Origin of the sequence: Vibrio sp. AH4, assembly GCF_030710545.1 — a bacterium.
In the GTDB taxonomy this organism is placed as follows: domain Bacteria; phylum Pseudomonadota; class Gammaproteobacteria; order Enterobacterales; family Vibrionaceae; genus Vibrio; species Vibrio metoecus.
The window spans coordinates 460,130-476,883 of record NZ_JALAIV010000003.1 but is presented as its reverse complement, the minus strand read 5'-3'; the positions used below and the strand labels follow the sequence as shown (position 1 = coordinate 476,883).

Genomic DNA, 16,754 nt, shown 5'->3' with positions numbered 1-16,754 from the left:
ACGTTAGGTTGACATGATTGAAAAAAAACAAGGGCGCCGTAGTGCACAAGACGCCCAAAAAACGCGTTATCACATCATCACCATTGCCGCAGAACTGTTCTGCGAGCTAGGCTATTCACGCGTATCACTACGCCATATCAGCGAAAAAGCGGGTGTCTCGCACAGCTTGATTCGCCACCATTTCGGCAGTAAAGAGAAGATTTGGCACAGCATTAGTGACGGTTTACACGCCTACATGATTCGCTATATGCAAACGGTATTGCAGGCGATCCCAGCAGAAACTCCAGTCAACGTTAAACTTTACTACTTCCTCATGCGCATGTTGGCTCACGGTTTGATCATCAAGCAGCCGATTCAGTTGATTGCCGACGCCGTACGCCAAGAAGATAAGTTGTTCGATTATTTCCTCGACACTTCCGGAGAGATTGAAAGCTTGGTTGAATCCTTGGCGGACGACTACAACCGGCAGCATCCTAAAACGCCGATCCACCTGTGGGAAATCAAATGGCAGCTGATTATGTACACTCACAGTGCCGCCAGTTTAACTCCTTTCATGCGCTCAACTTGGGCTCCTGAGATTGAAGATATGGCAGGTTGCCTCCTCAAACATTGGCAGCTTTTTAACTCGATCATGGCTGAGAAATTTCATGTTGCTCAGTCTTACATCATGCAGCCAACATCCGTTGATGCACTGGTGTATACCTTGAACTGTGATTGGCGTGATTTCTATAAAGAAAGCGAAGAGTGGGATTAGATAAAAAGAAAGCGCAATGCGGTTCCGATTTGTAATCGAAAAACAATATTGCGCTTTTTATTTTTGCCGTGTTTAACGCGCTTTTTTACCACGTTGCGCATGGATTTTAAGCTGTGCTTTCATCTTGCGCTTTTCTGCCGAACGCCCACTTGAGCGGCGAGGCGAATTTTCCTCTCGCACTTCTGGGCTTGGCTCAAAACCTTTTAACCACTCTTGTGGAAGACGCGTGTTCAGTAGACGTTCAATCGCTTCCAATTGTGGTGTTTCATCGTGTGACAGCAGAGAAACCGCCAAACCAGCCAAACCTGCGCGGCCAGTACGCCCAATGCGGTGTACATAATCTTCCGCTTTAAACGGCATATCATAGTTCACGACTTGCTCCAGTTGGGCAATGTCTAACCCACGAGCGGCCACATCGGTAGCAATCAACGCACGCACTTTACCCGCTTTGAAATCATCCAGAGCTTTCTGGCGCGCACCTTGGCTTTTATCACCGTTGATCGACACCGCTTTGATGCCATCTAGCTTTAACTCTTCGGCAAGTGCATCACTCCCCTGCCGAGTTTTGGTAAATACCAACACCTGCTGCCAATTTTTAGAGCCTATCAAATAAGCAAGCAGTTCACGCTTACGCTTTTTATCTACCGGATACACCATCTGCTGCACCGTTTCTGCAGTCGAGTTCGATGGTGTCACCTGTACTTCGGTCGGATCACGCATGATGCGATACGCTACAGCTTTGATTTTGCTATCAAACGTTGCAGAGAAAAACAATGTTTGGCGCAATGGTGATAAACGGCGCAGTACACGCTGAAGATCCGGCATAAAGCCCATGTCGAGCATGCGATCCGCTTCATCGAGTACCAAAACTTCAACTTTACCCAAAAACAGTGATTTGACATGAGCGTGATCGAGCAAGCGACCCGGTGTCGCAATCAAAATATCCACACCACCACGCAGATGGTTGAGCTGAACTTTCATACTCGTGCCACCATACACCGCAACGATCTTAAGGTCAGTCCCTTTTGCGTAGGCTTGCAGGCTATCCAAGACTTGCTGAGCCAGTTCACGCGTTGGCACTAAGACTAATGCACGAATTTCTTTACTGTTTTCCTCGCGCTGCCAAGGTTGATCGATAAAGCGTTGGATCAACGGCAGGCCAAAAGCGGCGGTTTTCCCAGTTCCGGTTTGCGCACCTGCCAATACATCTCGTCCTTGCAATACATGCGAAATAGCTTGCTGCTGGATAGGGGTGGGATTGACGATTCCCAGATCGCTCAACGTATTCAGCAAACGAGAATCTAATCCGAGTTGCGAAAAAGTGATGGGGGTTTCTGACATGTCGCGTACCTAATGAACTTTGGGGGCGCGGATTGTATCAAAGAGTGCGGCGTTTGGCTTTCTCTAAAACATCATGATAAAGCAGATTAAACTGCGCTTGTAAGGCGGCATAGTTTGCTTCAAGCGCCTCGGCACTATGAACCAGAGGTTGCATCCGTTCGCTACGCAAAGCCATCCGGCTCAGCGCATAACGAATGTTGTCAAACTCAGCATAGGACTCAAGCCATTGCCCTTGCCACATGGCGGTATTCACTCGCTCAAAACGCTCAGGCAACGTAACGGTGCTTTCCGCCGTAATGCCTTGCCGTGTTCGCGTTAAAAACTGCGTTAAAGGCTCGGAGTGCCAACTCGACCACGTATTCACTAAACAGTGATCCCAAAACAGATCCAAAGCAATCGGAGCAAAGCGTTGCTGTGAGTTAGGAAAGAGCAATTTTGATGCTTTCATCACTGGGTGGCTATCGGTATAAGCATCAACCCAGCGATGTAAACGGATACCTTGCACCACACTCTGTGGATACTGATTTGTCGGATCACCTTTGACAAAATCCCCTAGCAAATTGCCTAACAGGCTACTTTGACAGTGATGGGCGATATGCAGATGGGCAAGAAAATTCATGGACGTGTGATATTCGGCTCACACCGAACTGGGGATGATTATGCTGGTGTAACGTCTGATGACTCTTGAGCTTCGGTTTGGTAATGGCTCAAGGCAAAACCAATTTCCATCGCATCAAGCAGCTCTAAGCATTCATCATATTGACTGTGGTCACTCATGGTTGACCTCCTTCTTTAACTCTTCTCTTTATCCTTTTAACCATTCTTGATGAAGCTTTTATGACAAGCTCAATCAGAACGCGATTAAGATGTACCACAGCTTGCAGTAACTACCAAGATTTCTTTCTACGAAAAATTGGTCACACTAGAAGTGTAAAATTTAAATTACACTTTCGGGTTTAAATTTTTACAAACAGATTGACGCAAATAGATTACTTCTACAAAATAGCGAAAACCTAGCGTAAGACGACTACCATTTGCTCAACTTTCGCACAAAACACTACCCACAACATCCAGAATCGTATAAAAGAGTTTACACATGGCACAATCAAAGCTTTTAGGCAGTACTTTGATTATCGCGGGCACCACGATTGGTGCAGGAATGCTAGCGCTGCCTCTAGCTTCCGCTGGTATCGGTTTCTCCACTTCACTGATCATTATGCTGGGCTTGTGGATGCTAATGGCATTTACCGCACTGCTGATGGTGGAAATTCATCAATACGCAGAAAAAGAAGCCACATTACATACCCTCGCTAAGCAAATTTTAGGTGATAAAGGTAAATGGGTGGCGACCTTTGCTATGTTGTTCCTGTTTTACTCACTGTGTGCGGCCTACATCGCCGGTGGCGGTGCGCAATTTACTCAACGGATTAGCACCATTACTGGAGTGACCGTCGGAGGTTCGAGTGGTACGTTGCTGTTTACTTTGATTGTCGCGTTAGTCGTAACCATTGGCACAGGTACGGTGGATCGTGTCAACCGCGTTTTATTTGCTGGCAAAATGATCGCGATGGTGGCGGTGCTCTTTTTCCTCGCCCCTAACGTTTCACACTCTTACCTGTTGAGTATGCCGATTGAACAAGGTTTGATCGTGGCTGCCATTCCGGTAATTTTTACCTCTTTCGGTTTCCACGGCAGTATTCCAGCCATAGTCAATTATTTGGATGGCAACACACCAGCACTACGCAAAGCCATTTTAGTCGGCTCTGCCATTCCGCTGGTGATCTACATTTTCTGGCAACTGGTGACTCTCGGCGTAGTCAGCCAATCCGCCCTACTCGATAACATGGGCTTAACCGCGCTGATCGGGGTGCTATCAACCACGGTTCATCAATCGAACCTAAGCAACATCATTGGTGTATTTGCAGACTTAGCACTGCTCACCTCTTTCTTGGGGGTCAGCTTAGGCTTGTTCGAATTCATGGGGGACTCTCTGCGTAACAAGCAAGGAAAAATCAATCGCCCACTGGCTTCTATGGTCACCTTTTTACCACCATTGGCTTTTGCGCTGTTTTATCCTCAAGGCTTTATTATGGCACTGGGTTACGCAGCGATTGCTCTCGCGATCCTAGCCATCTTTTTACCTTTGGTGATGGTGGTGAAAGTACGCCAACAAGCGACTGACCAACATTACCAAGTGACTGGGGGAAATATGGCTCTGATACTTACAGGCTTAGTGGGATTCCTCATTATCAGTGCGCAAATTTTTATCACGCTAGGCGTGTTACCCGCACTGGGTTAAAGGCCAATCTAAAAAGCAATCTAGGGCGGATATTGATGTATTCGCCCTGTTTTTATGCAACAGAATAGATTTGAATTCCGTCACAAAATTAAGCCAATCCAAGGAGCGCATTTCATTTTTATAAGATGCAAATCTCACTTTTGTCACTAAAATCGGGTTACCTTGTGCCAGCAATTTTGCTAGGCAGGAACCATTATGAAAGAAGTTCAATTCAGGACGATTGATCGAATCTTCATCCGTATGTCAATCAATGACAAAATGTGGGTGATTTTTTTACTGTTTCTTACTGCAATCACTACGATTGCAGGCGCTCGTTACTGGCACACCTTAACCAGCATTGAGCAGCAATCACAATTGGCGGTCGAATACAAATTACAAGGGTTACTCACCCATCCCGACCCCGCCCAACTCCCGATGTTGAAAGCTCAAAACCGGTTAACGGAAACCGCTTATTCACAAGGTATTGTTACGGCCAGCGCCACCAGTTCAAGTGGGCAAATATACGCTTATAGTGAATCAATGCAGCAGTATGAACAGCCAGCTCGCGGACAAGCCCTACGTAGCTTTTTATTGGCCTACCTGTGGGCAATTCCTTTTGCAATCTTTACCTATTGGGTCGCGACTTTCATTGGTGGTGCGCTGTGGGTGCTTTATTCTACGACTCAAAAAATCGCCGATGGAGATCTGACCTCACGATTGGGATTTCATCCTGGACGTGATGAGTTTGGGACGATTGGTTGTGCTCTTGATAAAGCGATGGATACTCTCGCAGAACTGATTATCGCCGTAAAACAAAACAGCGCTACACTACGTGACACTGCCAATACTTTCGCGCAGGAAGTGAAAGAGTCTGAAATTCAGATCCAAAATCAATACAGTTCGCTGGATTCTGTTGCTACCGCTATGGAACAGATGACCGCATCGGCAGAAGAGGTGTCTAGCACTTCACAACGAGCCACAGAGCAAACCGAGCAGGACACGCAACAAGTTGAACGTAGTCAGCAACGCGTCAAAAAAGCCATTCAAGATATTGAACAGCTTTCTCGCTATATCGCACAGGCGTCTTCCTCAGTTGACACTCTCAATACTAATGCCACGCAAATCAACGCCGTAATCACCACCATCAATGCCATTTCCGAACAAACCAACTTGCTTGCCCTCAACGCGGCAATTGAAGCCGCAAGAGCCGGCGAACAAGGACGCGGATTTGCCGTCGTCGCCGATGAAGTACGAACTCTGGCAAGCCGTACCCAATCGGCGACCGTTGAAATTCAAGCGATGATCGAAAAGTTGCAAGTGGAAAGTCAAAACATTGCCAAGCTAACCGAACAAACGGTTAACCAAGCACATACCAGTAGCCAATTAGTGAGTGAAGTGGGTAACGATGTACAAGCCATCGCTCATTCTGCGCAGTTGATTAACGAACTCAGTGTGCAGATTTCCACATCCGCCACAGAGCAAAGCTCAGTCGCCAGCGGGATCTCCTCAGAGCTGAGTGATATTCGCAGCCAATCCAATACCTTACGCCGCGTCGCGCAACAAACATCGCAAGGTATCAGTGAGATCACTCAAGCCACTCGGAATTTGGGTGATATTTTGTCTCGTTACCGCACTTAACGGCTTATCCGTCTTGGAACATCAGTTCCACAAGTGAACACCCAAAAAAACAAACGCCCATCGAATAGATGGGCGTTTGCGTATGATGCATTGAGTTGATGAAGCTCTGGAATACTTACGCTTCAGGATAACCTTGTGGGTTATTGGACTGCCAACGCCAAGTATCTTGAGTCATTTCATCGAGAGTGCGGGTGGCTTTCCAGCCAAGATCTTGTGCAGCTTTACTTGGGTCTGCCCAGCACTCAGCAATGTCACCAGGGCGACGCTCTACAATACGGTAAGGCACTTCACAGCCAGAGGCAGCTTCAAACGCTTTCACCATTTCTAAAACGCTGTAACCATTGCCTGTGCCTAGGTTGTAAATATGCAAACCTGCTTGTGAACCTACCTTTTCCAGCGCAGCGATATGGCCATCAGCCAGATCCATCACATGGATATAATCACGCACACCCGTACCATCTTTGGTTGGGTAATCACTACCAAACACCGATAGAAACTCACGGCGTCCCACCGCCACTTGTGAGACAAACGGCATCAGGTTATTGGGGATGCCTTGTGGATCTTCGCCAAGCTCGCCTGATGGGTGAGAGCCAACTGGGTTAAAGTAACGCAGTAGCGTAATACTCCAATCTGGATTGGCTTTTTGGAAGTCAGTTAAACACTCTTCTACCATCAACTTGCTGCGGCCGTATGGGTTAGTCGCACTGGTTGGGAAAGATTCCGTAATGGGTACTGAGGCAGGATCGCCATACACAGTCGCCGATGAACTGAACACGAGCGATTTGACACCCGCTTCACGCATAGCGGCCACCAGCACTAAAGTACCGTTGACGTTGTTGTCATAATACTCAAGCGGTTTTTGCACTGATTCACCCACCGCCTTTAAGCCAGCAAAATGTACAACGGCTTTAATTTGGTGCTGTTTCATCAGCTCAACCAGCAAAGCTTGATCACGAATATCGCCCTGCACAAACAGAGGACGAACACCCGCCACTTTTTCAATCCGCCCAAGCACAGTGGATTTGCTGTTATACAAATTATCTAGGATCACTGGGGTCATACCCGCTTGGATCATCTGAATACAGGTGTGACTACCGATATATCCCATGCCACCTGTAACTAATACTTTCATTCCTAGCCTCCTTGATGTTTTCGGCGATTGTAACGGCTTTTTAGCGTTCGCCAAAGCATTGATGCTTCTGGATTTACAGAATAGCTCGCACTATACCTTAATAAATTGCGTCGAATCTGAGATCCCGACTTCAGTTTCTAGAAACATCGTTTCATTTTTAAAAGAGACTGTTATGCCATGAATCGCTCAAAAAAGAAACCAATGCTATTTTTCGTTCTCACTGGATGGCATTCGCACACGCAAATGTAGTTACTCGAAAGCAAATTCGGCTGACGAAATCCTGCTTTTTCGTTACCTTAACAAACAGAATTGACAAAAGGATGTACGACAGTGAGCAAACGGACAATTCAACTCAATTGCGATATGGGTGAAAGCTTCGGTATTTGGACTATGGGAGCCGATGAAGACGTGATGCCTTGGATTGACATGGCCAATATCGCTTGCGGTTTTCACGCTTCTGATCCCCATGTGATGAGTCGTACTATAGATCTCGCGCTTGAACACCAAGTCATGATTGGCGCTCATCCTAGCTACCCAGATTTGCAAGGTTTTGGGCGCCGTTCGTTGGCAATGAGCGAACAAGAAATCAGTGAAATCATCCTCTATCAAGTGGGGGCTCTGAAAGCACTGTGCGAAAGTAAAAATGGCCAGTTAAGTTACGTGAAACCTCACGGCGCGCTGTATAACGACATGATGAGCGATCCCAGTATCTTTCGGGCGGTGGTTGATGCGGTTTCCTGTTTTAATTTGCCCTTAATGGTGCTCGCCTCTGCCAACAACCAAGATTATCTCGATATTGCTGATCGCTTTGATGTACCGCTGCTGTTTGAAGCCTTTGCTGATCGTACTTATCTCGCCAATGGGAAACTGACGCCACGCTCACAGCCCAATGCAGTTCTTACGACTGATGAAGATATTTTGAGCCAAGTGCGGCAAATTGCTCGCTACGGTAAAGTCACCAGTTCAGATGGTTTTGTGATTCCGATTGAAGCCGATACCTTATGTGTACACGGAGATAATCCAAACTCGATTGCTTTGATCGCGCGAATTCGTGCCGCGTTGGATGAGTAAACCATGTCCATTCCATTTCAAATTGAACCGATTGCCGAAGGCAGCTTACTGGTGCGCTTTCAGCATTCGGCCGATGCCACTTTAGCGATTCATATCGGTGCATGTGCTCATGACATCATGCAGAATTTTGCGCATGGACTGATGAATGTCACGCCCTCTTACACCACTTTACTGATTGACTACCTTCCCTATCGTGTAGCACAAAACGATCTGATCGCTCAGTTAACCTCGCTGTTAAACCAACCTCGGCTTACAAATCAAACCAATGCAAATATCATTGAGTTGCCCGTTTACTACCATCCTGATGTGGGACCGGATATCATTCGTTATCACGAGCAAGGGCTTTCATTCTCAGAGGTTATTCAGTTACATACTTCCGTCACCTACACCGTATGCGCAATTGGGTTTGCACCGGGTTTTGCCTTTATGACGGAGGTCGCTGAACCGTTACGCCGACCTAGACGCACTACTCCGCGTTTGATGCTACCGAAAGGCAGTGTGGGCATCGCTGAGCACCAAACCGCGATTTACCCCAACGACTCACCAGGAGGTTGGAATATTATCGGCAACTGTCCGGTGAGTTTATTTAACCCAGACCAAACACCAATGTCGCCGTGGCAAATTGGTTCCCAAGTGCGATTTCGTTCCATTGAACGAGAGGAGTTTGTCCAATTAGGCGGTGTCATTCAGCCACAACGTTTTCAGTAAGGAAGAAAGATGCGAGGGATGCTAAAGGTGCTCAAGGCTGGGCCAATGACCTTACTTCACGATTTGGGACGTTATGGCTTCAGTCATTTGGGGATTAGTCCATCCGGCCCCTTGGATGAATACGCTTACAGTTGGGCTAACCATTTGCTTGGCAATCCAGTCAATCAAGCAACATTGGAGATCACTTTAGGCCCTGCAGAATTTCGTTTACAGCGCGATGCGCAGCTCGCAATCACAGGTGGCGATCTCAACGCGACTCTTGATGGTGTTCCCATTCCGAATTGGAGCCGCTTTTATGTACAGAAGGGGCAAATTCTGCGCTTTGGTCTGCCACGTAACGGACTCCGCGCTTATCTCGCGGTTCAAGGTGGCTTTATGGTAACGCCGCAGCTTGGCTCCGTCTCGACTCATATTCGACAAGGTTTAGGCGGTTTTCACCAACAAGGGCAAGCGTTACAGCAAGGTGATGAGTTGGCCTTTGACTCCTTACAAATCGCCTTAAAACCCGCACATATGACCTTCCGCTTCCGTCCTGATTACAACTTGCCTTTGCGGCTCAGAGTCATTGAGAGTTACCAACATAGTCAGTTTTCCCAATCGGCAATAGAGTGCTTTTATCACAGCAAGTTTGTGGTGACGCCAAACAGCGATCGCATGGGTTACCGTTTGCAAGGTGAAAGCGTGACACCGCCAGAAAAGCCTATTTTATCGGAAGGGATTGCCTTGGGTGCCATTCAAATCCCCCCCGACGGCCAACCGATCATTTTGCTTAATGATCGACAGACAATTGGTGGCTATCCCAAATTCGGTTGTGTGGCGAGAATTGATTTACCCCGTTTAGCACAAGCTAAACCGGGGCATTCCGTACAGTTTGTCGCTGGCGATCTCGCAGGACTACAAGCGGTATGGTGCCGATGGGCGCGTTTCTTTGGTTACTAAGCTGTTATTGGACCACTGAGCTCAAGGCCCGTGACCTTGTCTGAATATCTTTTACAACCCATACACTCTGGCTAGCGCACTAGGGTAACCACGTTCCTGAGTTAATCTGATGGCATGCTGCTCAACCTGATCTGCCGTTAACATCATGCTCTGTGGATGCGCTTCTTCGATGGAGAACGTCGTTTGAGTTGGCTTCAGTTGCCACACTTCCACCAACTGCCGAGCTGCGCGCAGTGCAGACGAACCTTTCACCACTTCCAATCTCGCGTAATGGTTCGCTTCAAAGCTGACATCCGCCGCGCGCAACGTCACATCATCACCGGGAATTTGCTGCGCCCCAAACAGTGGCGTTCCTGCGTATTCTGCATGGCCAAACGCAGGTACAAACCGGCTCATGTGTTCAATAGCACGTAGAGTTCGCTCTTGTTGAGCGACCATCGGCCAACCGCGTGCAATTTTATGCTGTAGGTAGCTCGGTAATTGAGGCTGCGCAGAATCAGCACTGGAGGCCACTAGGCCATCAGAAAATAGAGTGATCGCTTCTGTCATACCGTGCAGCTGGAACGTGCCATCCGCATAAGGCGTTAACTGCGCCATGCCATTCTCACTGCCACGCGGCCCATGGAAGATCACTTCCGGCCACCATTGATGACACGCAGGCCAATGGGTCACATACGCAGCTTTAAACTCCACCAAACGCTGTCTAGGGTGGCTTGCCATATCGTCCACCTGTCCGGTTTCAAAGCCACACGCATTGACCAGATAATCGACGGTCTGTGTATGACGCTCACCTTGTGCATCCTGATAGGTTAATCGCCACTGGTTATCTTGATACTGCGCATCAACAAGCTCAGTACGTAGCATCACTTCACAATTAGGCAGTGCAGCAAGCGTGAGATCCACACTCGCCGCGAGACGAAACACGCTCCAACCATACTCTTGCACCAACACCACTGGGTATTTGAGCTGATCCAAATCCGCGTTTTGCGCAAAAGGTATAACCCAATCGTCATCACTGCGTGGCGGGTTAGGCTGCTCCGCTTGCGCGAGATGATCCAACTCTTCACGCTGATAAAGGCGGTAATAGTTTTCGACTTCACCCAACACTTTATTAGCCGGATCTTGCTCTACCCTCTGCTGGTAAGCATTTTGAATGGTTGCTAATCGCGGCAAAATATCTTGAGGCTCACCCGGATCCGATTTAGGAATGGTGATAAGGGTTGGACGCACATTCAAGGTGTGTGGATAAAGACGAACGGTTTCAATTGATTGATCAAGCAAATCAATACACTGTTGCTCAGAGATTTCTCGATAGAGATTTCCCCCCGCATGTAAATGACAAATCGGTGGTCCGCTGACTAACCCCGCACTTTTTTCGATTAACAGTACATTCAATCCAAGCTCACCCAAGTGAACGGCCGCGGTTGCACCTGCAATACCACCACCAATGATAGCAATTCGGGGATCTTGAGATCTCAATGTCATATTTTACCTACAGTTACATCAAGGCGAACAAAAGTGGCTGCTATTCTAAAGGGTATGAAACGTTAATAAAATCACATTTTTTACGCGGACTTATCCTTTGCGGATCACTCAATCTTGCCCAAACAGATCGCGGGTATAAATTTTGTCCTGCACATCGTCGAGTTCTGCCACCAGACGATTGGTCACAATCACTTCCGCCACCGCTTTAAACTGCGCTAAGTCATTAATGACGGGAGAGCCGTAGAACGTCGATTCGCTGAGCACTGGCTCATAAATCACAACGTCGATACCTCGGGCTTTGATGCGTTTCATAATCCCCAGAATTGACGAAGCACGATAATTGTCAGAGCCCGCTTTCATGATCAACCGATAAATCCCCACCACTTTAGGGTTTCGATTCAATATTGAAAACGCAATATGGTCTTTACGTGTGGTATTGGCATCAACAATCGCACGAATCAAGTTATTCGGTACATCTTCAAAATTACGCAATAGCTGGCGGGTATCTTTCGGTAAACAGTAACCACCATAACCAAACGAAGGGTTGTTGTAGTGATTGCCAATACGAGGATCAAGCCCGACGCCTTCAATAATCTGTTGGGTATCTAAACCATGCGTTTCCGCGTAAGTATCCAACTCGTTAAAGAAAGAGACACGCATTGCAAGATAAGTATTAGAGAAGAGCTTGACCGCTTCAGCCTCGGTTGAATGGGTCAGTAAAATTGGAATGTTGGTCTTCTTTGCACCCTGAGCTAATAGCTCGGCAAAGGCCTGTGCGCGCTCTGATTTTTCGCCCACGATGATCCTTGATGGGTATAAGTTGTCATACAAAGCGCGGCCTTCGCGTAGAAACTCTGGGGAAAACACAATATTGTTGCAGCACAGCCGCTGTTTGATGCGCTTCGTATAGCCAACTGGCACTGTGGATTTGATTACCATGATGGCATTTGGATTGATGGCTAGCACATCATCAATCACCGCTTCCACCGTTCGTGTGTCAAAGTAGTTGGTTTCTGGATTGTAATCTGTCGGCGTAGCAATCACGACATACTGCGCATCTTGATACGCTTCCTCTTTATTGCAAGTGGCACGAAAGTCGATAGGTTGATGTTGCAGGAATTCTTCGATTTCCGGATCTGCGATAGGTGATATTTTATCATTAAGCTGCTGAACTCGACTCGGCACAATATCCAGAGCAACCACTTGATGATGCTGAGCGAGCAGCACTCCATTTGATAGACCGACATATCCAGTACCCGCAATCGCAATCTTCATGCTTGATCCTTTCACTTGATGTTCTAAGACGTTTCAAGTTTTACCATGCCATAAAAAATTGACGATTTAGTGACTGCAAATCGCTTGCCGAAAAGGTCCTGAAGAAACAAAAACAACCTGTAACATAAGGATTTTTGATCAAACGCACTCGGGCTAAACAAAGACGGTTTTAAGCCGAAAAAATATAAAAAAATGCTTGACTCAAATTTGCCATTATTGAGTTTTCATCACTTTGTGAATAACCCAATCTCGCAAACCTCGGCCACTACGGGGCTAGCACCTAATCACCCCGAAATAGCCTCTTTACTTATCCCAGAAGTTATCCACTGATTTTGTGGATAACTAACCCATTTACCCAATGTCTCAATCACTGAACGCTTTATTCACGGGGGCTAACAGCCGTTTGAGCATACTGCTCACAACCACAGCAAGTGTGCAAAAAGTCAGGGCGGGTAAAGCCAACCACAACACCATATGCAAACTGGGATTTAAGCTAAATCCCCATTTCATCACCGCAGCAACGACCAGATCGGCACTCAAACTCGCCACGAATCCGCCGACCAATGCCATCACCCCATATTCGGCCCAAATGGTGTGTACCACTCGACGGCGACTCGCGCCTAAGGTGCGGTATAAACGAATTTCCTGCTGACGTTGGCTGAGGCTTAAACGCAGTAAAGTGAAAATCAACAGAACTCCGGCCAATACTCCAAGCGCAGCCAGAACAGTCACAGACCACACTATCTGCGTCAGCAAAGCTTGAATTTTTGCCCCCATAGTGCGGATATCCATCAGGCTCACCGTGGGATGTTGACGCGAGAGTTGACTTAGCAATGCATCATGCTCGGGCAAAACGCGAAAGCTAATCAAGTAACTCACGGGCAGGTTTTGCACCACATCGGGGCTAAAAATGAAGTAAAAATTGGGCTTCATTTCCCGCCATTCAACCTGACGAATGGTGTTCACTTTTGCGGTCACCACTTGGCTATTTATCGTAAAACTGAGCGTATCACCCAGCTTGAGGCCAAGATCGCTCGCCACTTCTTGCTCCACTGACACGCCATTGTGGCTTTGCCATTCACCTTGCAAAATCGGGTTGTAATCGGGTAGCTGTTCAGCCCACGTTAAGTTCAACTCTCGGCGCAGCGCATCGGAACTCTCTTCTCCATTCTGGGCATAGTGTTTGGCTTCTTGCCCATTAATATGGGTTAAGCGGCCACGCATAATCGGGTACGCTGCCGAGCGTTCAATATGGGCATTGTCTAATGCGGCCAGATATGTGGTTTTTTCCGACTCGCTGATATTGAGTGCGAATGCATTCGGCGCATTTTCGGGCAGCGTACGTTGCCAATCTGAGAGTAAATCGGTACGCACTAACCAGATGATCGCCAACAGCATCAAAGAGAGCGCTAATGCGCCAAATTGTAAACCGCTAGCCGTGCCAGAGCGATTAATTCGGCTTAATGCTAATGCCATCGGTGGATTTAACGGAAGCTTAGCGAATAAACGAGTGACCACCACACTCACCAAAGCCAACACCACAAACAGGGCAACAATCCCCATCAGCACAATCCAAATCAGTTGGTTTTGCCAATACACCAGTAGCAGGGGTACGACAGGCACCATCATCAGCAGCAGATTACGTTGCCAACGCCGCTCAGGTTGCACTGGCTGCATCACCGCCACGGCACTCACCGACAATAAGCGGCCAAGCGGAATGCCCAAAGCAGGAACGGCAATCAATAAGCTACTGGTAAGCGCAATCCACAGAGGACGTAAACCGTAACTGGGGAGTGGATCTGGCAATAAATCTTTTAGTGGCAAACGTAGCAGCGACTCCAACCCAACACCAATGATACCGCCCAACACCACCGCAAACGCCAGCAACAGAGCCACTTGCAGTGCTAACCAACGACGTAACCACTGACGACTTGCGCCAAGACTTTTGAGCATTGCGATGGTGTGCATTCGAGTGGACACATAATGCTGACAGGTCAACACCAAGGTGGTCGCCGCCATCAAGATCACAATCGCCACCGTCAACGAGAGATACTGTTGAGTGCGCTCAAACACTTCATTGGTGCGGCTCGCACTCTCTTGATCACGCCAGCGATCACTCGGTGTTAAATTAATCTCTTGTTTAATCGCCTTAATCACCGAATCATCACCGGTAATAAACAAGCTAAATTGCACACGACTACCGGGTTGAATCGCCCCGGTTTTGGCGATATCCGAAGCATGAATATAAACCGAGGGCATTTGTTGGAATGGGTTAAAACTTAGCCCAGGCTCTTCGAGCACTTCACCACTCACCACAAAATCCGCATCTCCTATCGTGACATTGTCACCGATATTCACACCCAACTGGTCTTTCACTCTCGGCTCTAGCCACAGTTGGTTAGCACTGACGTGATTCAACACCTGTAGGCCATCACTCAAACGCATTTCGCCACGCAGAGGGTAAGCACTATCTACGGCTTTGACCGTCACCAACTGCATACCTTGATCACTGAACGCCATCGTGGCGAAACGGGTCATTTGCGAAGTTGGTGTGGCTTGCTTAGCCGTTAAAGTTAATAGCGATTCCGGCAGTGGGTTGGCAGAGACAAACACGGTGTCCGCAGTTAAAGCATCGCGCCCTTGCTTAACAATCACTTGCTCCATACGTTGTGCCAGTGCCGTTAATGCAAAAATGGAGGCGATAATCAACGTCAGCGCCACTGTAACCGGCCACAACTGCCCGTGACGGATTTCACTCAAACTCCAGCGCAATAAACGGCGATTCAGCGCCGCAGAGGGCAATGCCGTCATACTCGCTCCTCCAACTCACCCGCTTGCATGAAAAATCGGCGCTGGCAGCGCTGCGCCAGTTTCGGATCATGGGTCACCAAGACTAATGTCGTGCCATGTTCACGGTTGAGTTCAAACAACAGGTCAATCACTTTCGCGGCGGTTTCTTGGTCCAAGTTTCCAGTCGGCTCATCGGCGAACAGCACTTGCGGACGAATCATAAACGCGCGAGCAATCGCGACACGCTGTTGCTCACCACCGGATAATTGCGCAGGAGAATGGTGTATACGGTGTTCCAACCCGACCGATTTCAGTAACATTTGCGCACGTTCGCGATCTTCCGCCTCACCTTTAAGCAAACAGGGCAAGGTCACATTTTCCAACGCCGAAAGGCTTGGGATCAGCAGAAAGCTTTGAAATACAAACCCGACCGACTCACTGCGCAGTGCTGCGCGCGCCTCATCATCAAGCTTTGATAATGGCTTACCCAGTAAATAAACTTCGCCTTCACTGGGCGTATCGAGCCCGGCAAGCAAGGTCATTAAGGTGGACTTACCGGCACCAGAGGCACCAACAATCGCCACGCTTTCTCCCGCCTGAATCGAGAGATTCACCTGTTTGAGGATTGTTAAATGTTCCTGATTGGTGGACACTAGTTTGGATAATGACTGCGCTGAAATAATGGATGTTTGCATGACTCGACGACTTTCCTTTGTGTTTATTCTTCTTTTTTCCGCTACGGTGAGCAGTAAAACCCTGTTGATCCTTGGCGATAGTTTGAGCGCGGGATACGAAATGCCCATCGAACAAGCGTGGCCCAGTCTACTGGCTGGCGCACTGGCTGAAAAAGGCAAAACAGTATCCGTCGTTAACGGCAGCATTTCCGGCGACACCACAGGTAACGGATTAGCTCGCCTGCCTTCGCTACTGACTCAACATACCCCAGATGCAGTGCTGATTGAACTAGGCGCAAACGATGGTTTACGTGGTTTTCCGCCCAAAACGGTGAGCACAAACTTAGCCACCATGATTGAACAAATCCAAGCTCAGAATACGGCTGTAATTTTAATGCAGATCCGTATACCACCTAACTATGGCAAACGCTATAGCGATGCTTTTTATCAAGTGTATCCGAGCTTAGCGCAGCAATTCTCCGTTCCACTCATTCCGTTTTTTCTTGAGCAAGTGATTGTAAAACCGGAATGGATGATGAGTGATGGCTTACACCCAAAACCAGAAGCGCAGCCTTGGATCGCCGACTTCGTAGCGGATCAAATCATCACTTATTTGTAACACCATCCCTCTATTTACTGGTTTAGCTCAATAAAATTTACTCAGCTTTA

At 47.9% G+C, this 16,754-nt stretch carries 14 protein-coding genes; 7 read left to right on the top strand and 7 right to left on the bottom strand.

Annotation, left to right across the window (positions count from 1 at the left end; all coding sequences use genetic code 11):
* Nucleotides 1-13 precede the first annotated feature (13 nt).
* Nucleotides 14-754 (top strand): TetR/AcrR family transcriptional regulator, encoded by a 741-nt coding sequence (locus MKA69_RS15190; RefSeq protein ID WP_000570592.1) that lies wholly within the window; start codon nt 14-16, stop codon nt 752-754.
* Nucleotides 755-826: 72 nt separating this feature from the next.
* On the opposite strand, the gene MKA69_RS15185 is transcribed toward MKA69_RS15190, so the two are convergent.
* Together MKA69_RS15185 and MKA69_RS15180 are read right to left on the bottom strand one after the other, a co-directional pair.
* On the bottom strand, nt 827-2,095 hold the full coding sequence (locus MKA69_RS15185; protein ID WP_305848411.1) for a DEAD/DEAH box helicase: 1,269 nt from the start codon (nt 2,093-2,095) through the stop codon (nt 827-829).
* 37 nt (nt 2,096-2,132) lie between these two features.
* Complete coding sequence (locus MKA69_RS15180; protein WP_305848410.1) at nt 2,133-2,714, bottom strand: ACP phosphodiesterase; 582 nt, start codon at nt 2,712-2,714, stop codon at nt 2,133-2,135.
* A 477-nt stretch (nt 2,715-3,191) separates the two neighbouring features.
* Between MKA69_RS15180 and MKA69_RS15175 the strand changes: the two genes are divergently transcribed.
* Both MKA69_RS15175 and MKA69_RS15170 read left to right on the top strand, forming a co-directional pair.
* Entirely contained in the window at nt 3,192-4,394 is a 1,203-nt protein-coding gene (locus tag MKA69_RS15175; protein ID WP_000079233.1) for an aromatic amino acid transport family protein, read from the top strand.
* A gap of 195 nt (nt 4,395-4,589) precedes the next feature.
* Entirely contained in the window at nt 4,590-6,011 is a 1,422-nt protein-coding gene (locus MKA69_RS15170; RefSeq protein WP_305848409.1) for a methyl-accepting chemotaxis protein, read from the top strand.
* A gap of 115 nt (nt 6,012-6,126) precedes the next feature.
* Here the strand turns inward: MKA69_RS15170 and galE are convergent, their stop codons facing one another.
* Nucleotides 6,127-7,143 carry a UDP-glucose 4-epimerase GalE gene (gene galE / locus MKA69_RS15165; protein WP_095458310.1) on the bottom strand — a complete coding sequence of 339 codons (1,017 nt, stop codon included), beginning with the start codon at nt 7,141-7,143 and terminating at the stop codon, nt 6,127-6,129.
* Between the two features lie 330 nt (nt 7,144-7,473).
* Here galE and MKA69_RS15160 point away from each other — a divergent pair, with 330 nt between their 5' ends.
* Genes MKA69_RS15160 through MKA69_RS15150 form a run of 3 tightly spaced genes read left to right on the top strand, consistent with a single transcriptional unit; the run spans nt 7,474 to nt 9,861 of the window.
* Nucleotides 7,474-8,214 carry a 5-oxoprolinase subunit PxpA gene (locus tag MKA69_RS15160; protein ID WP_000044783.1) on the top strand — a complete coding sequence of 247 codons (741 nt, stop codon included), beginning with the start codon at nt 7,474-7,476 and terminating at the stop codon, nt 8,212-8,214.
* 3 nt (nt 8,215-8,217) lie between these two features.
* Nucleotides 8,218-8,922: an allophanate hydrolase subunit 1 gene (locus MKA69_RS15155; protein WP_305848408.1), complete on the top strand. Its 705-nt coding sequence runs from the start codon at nt 8,218-8,220 to the stop codon at nt 8,920-8,922.
* Nucleotides 8,923-8,931: 9 nt separating this feature from the next.
* A complete protein-coding gene (locus MKA69_RS15150; protein ID WP_305848407.1) occupies nt 8,932-9,861 on the top strand; it encodes a biotin-dependent carboxyltransferase family protein in 930 nt (309 codons plus the stop codon).
* A gap of 51 nt (nt 9,862-9,912) precedes the next feature.
* On the opposite strand, the gene MKA69_RS15145 is transcribed toward MKA69_RS15150, so the two are convergent.
* The 4 genes from MKA69_RS15145 to MKA69_RS15130 form a co-directional block, all read right to left on the bottom strand.
* Nucleotides 9,913-11,346 carry an FAD-dependent oxidoreductase gene (locus tag MKA69_RS15145; protein WP_305848406.1) on the bottom strand — a complete coding sequence of 478 codons (1,434 nt, stop codon included), beginning with the start codon at nt 11,344-11,346 and terminating at the stop codon, nt 9,913-9,915.
* 108 nt (nt 11,347-11,454) lie between these two features.
* Complete coding sequence (locus MKA69_RS15140; RefSeq protein ID WP_000684080.1) at nt 11,455-12,621, bottom strand: nucleotide sugar dehydrogenase; 1,167 nt, start codon at nt 12,619-12,621, stop codon at nt 11,455-11,457.
* Between the two features lie 363 nt (nt 12,622-12,984).
* A complete protein-coding gene (locus MKA69_RS15135; RefSeq protein WP_305848405.1) occupies nt 12,985-15,432 on the bottom strand; it encodes an ABC transporter permease in 2,448 nt (815 codons plus the stop codon).
* Entirely contained in the window at nt 15,429-16,106 is a 678-nt protein-coding gene (locus MKA69_RS15130) for an ABC transporter ATP-binding protein (RefSeq protein ID WP_001194964.1), read from the bottom strand. Before MKA69_RS15130 ends, MKA69_RS15135 begins: the two co-directional genes overlap by 4 nt.
* Between MKA69_RS15130 and tesA the strand changes: the two genes are divergently transcribed.
* On the top strand, nt 16,105-16,704 hold the full coding sequence (tesA, locus tag MKA69_RS15125; protein WP_141238909.1) for a multifunctional acyl-CoA thioesterase I/protease I/lysophospholipase L1: 600 nt from the start codon (nt 16,105-16,107) through the stop codon (nt 16,702-16,704). The two genes, MKA69_RS15130 and tesA, sit on opposite strands and share 2 nt — an antisense overlap.
* The last annotated feature ends 50 nt before the right edge of the window (nt 16,705-16,754 follow it).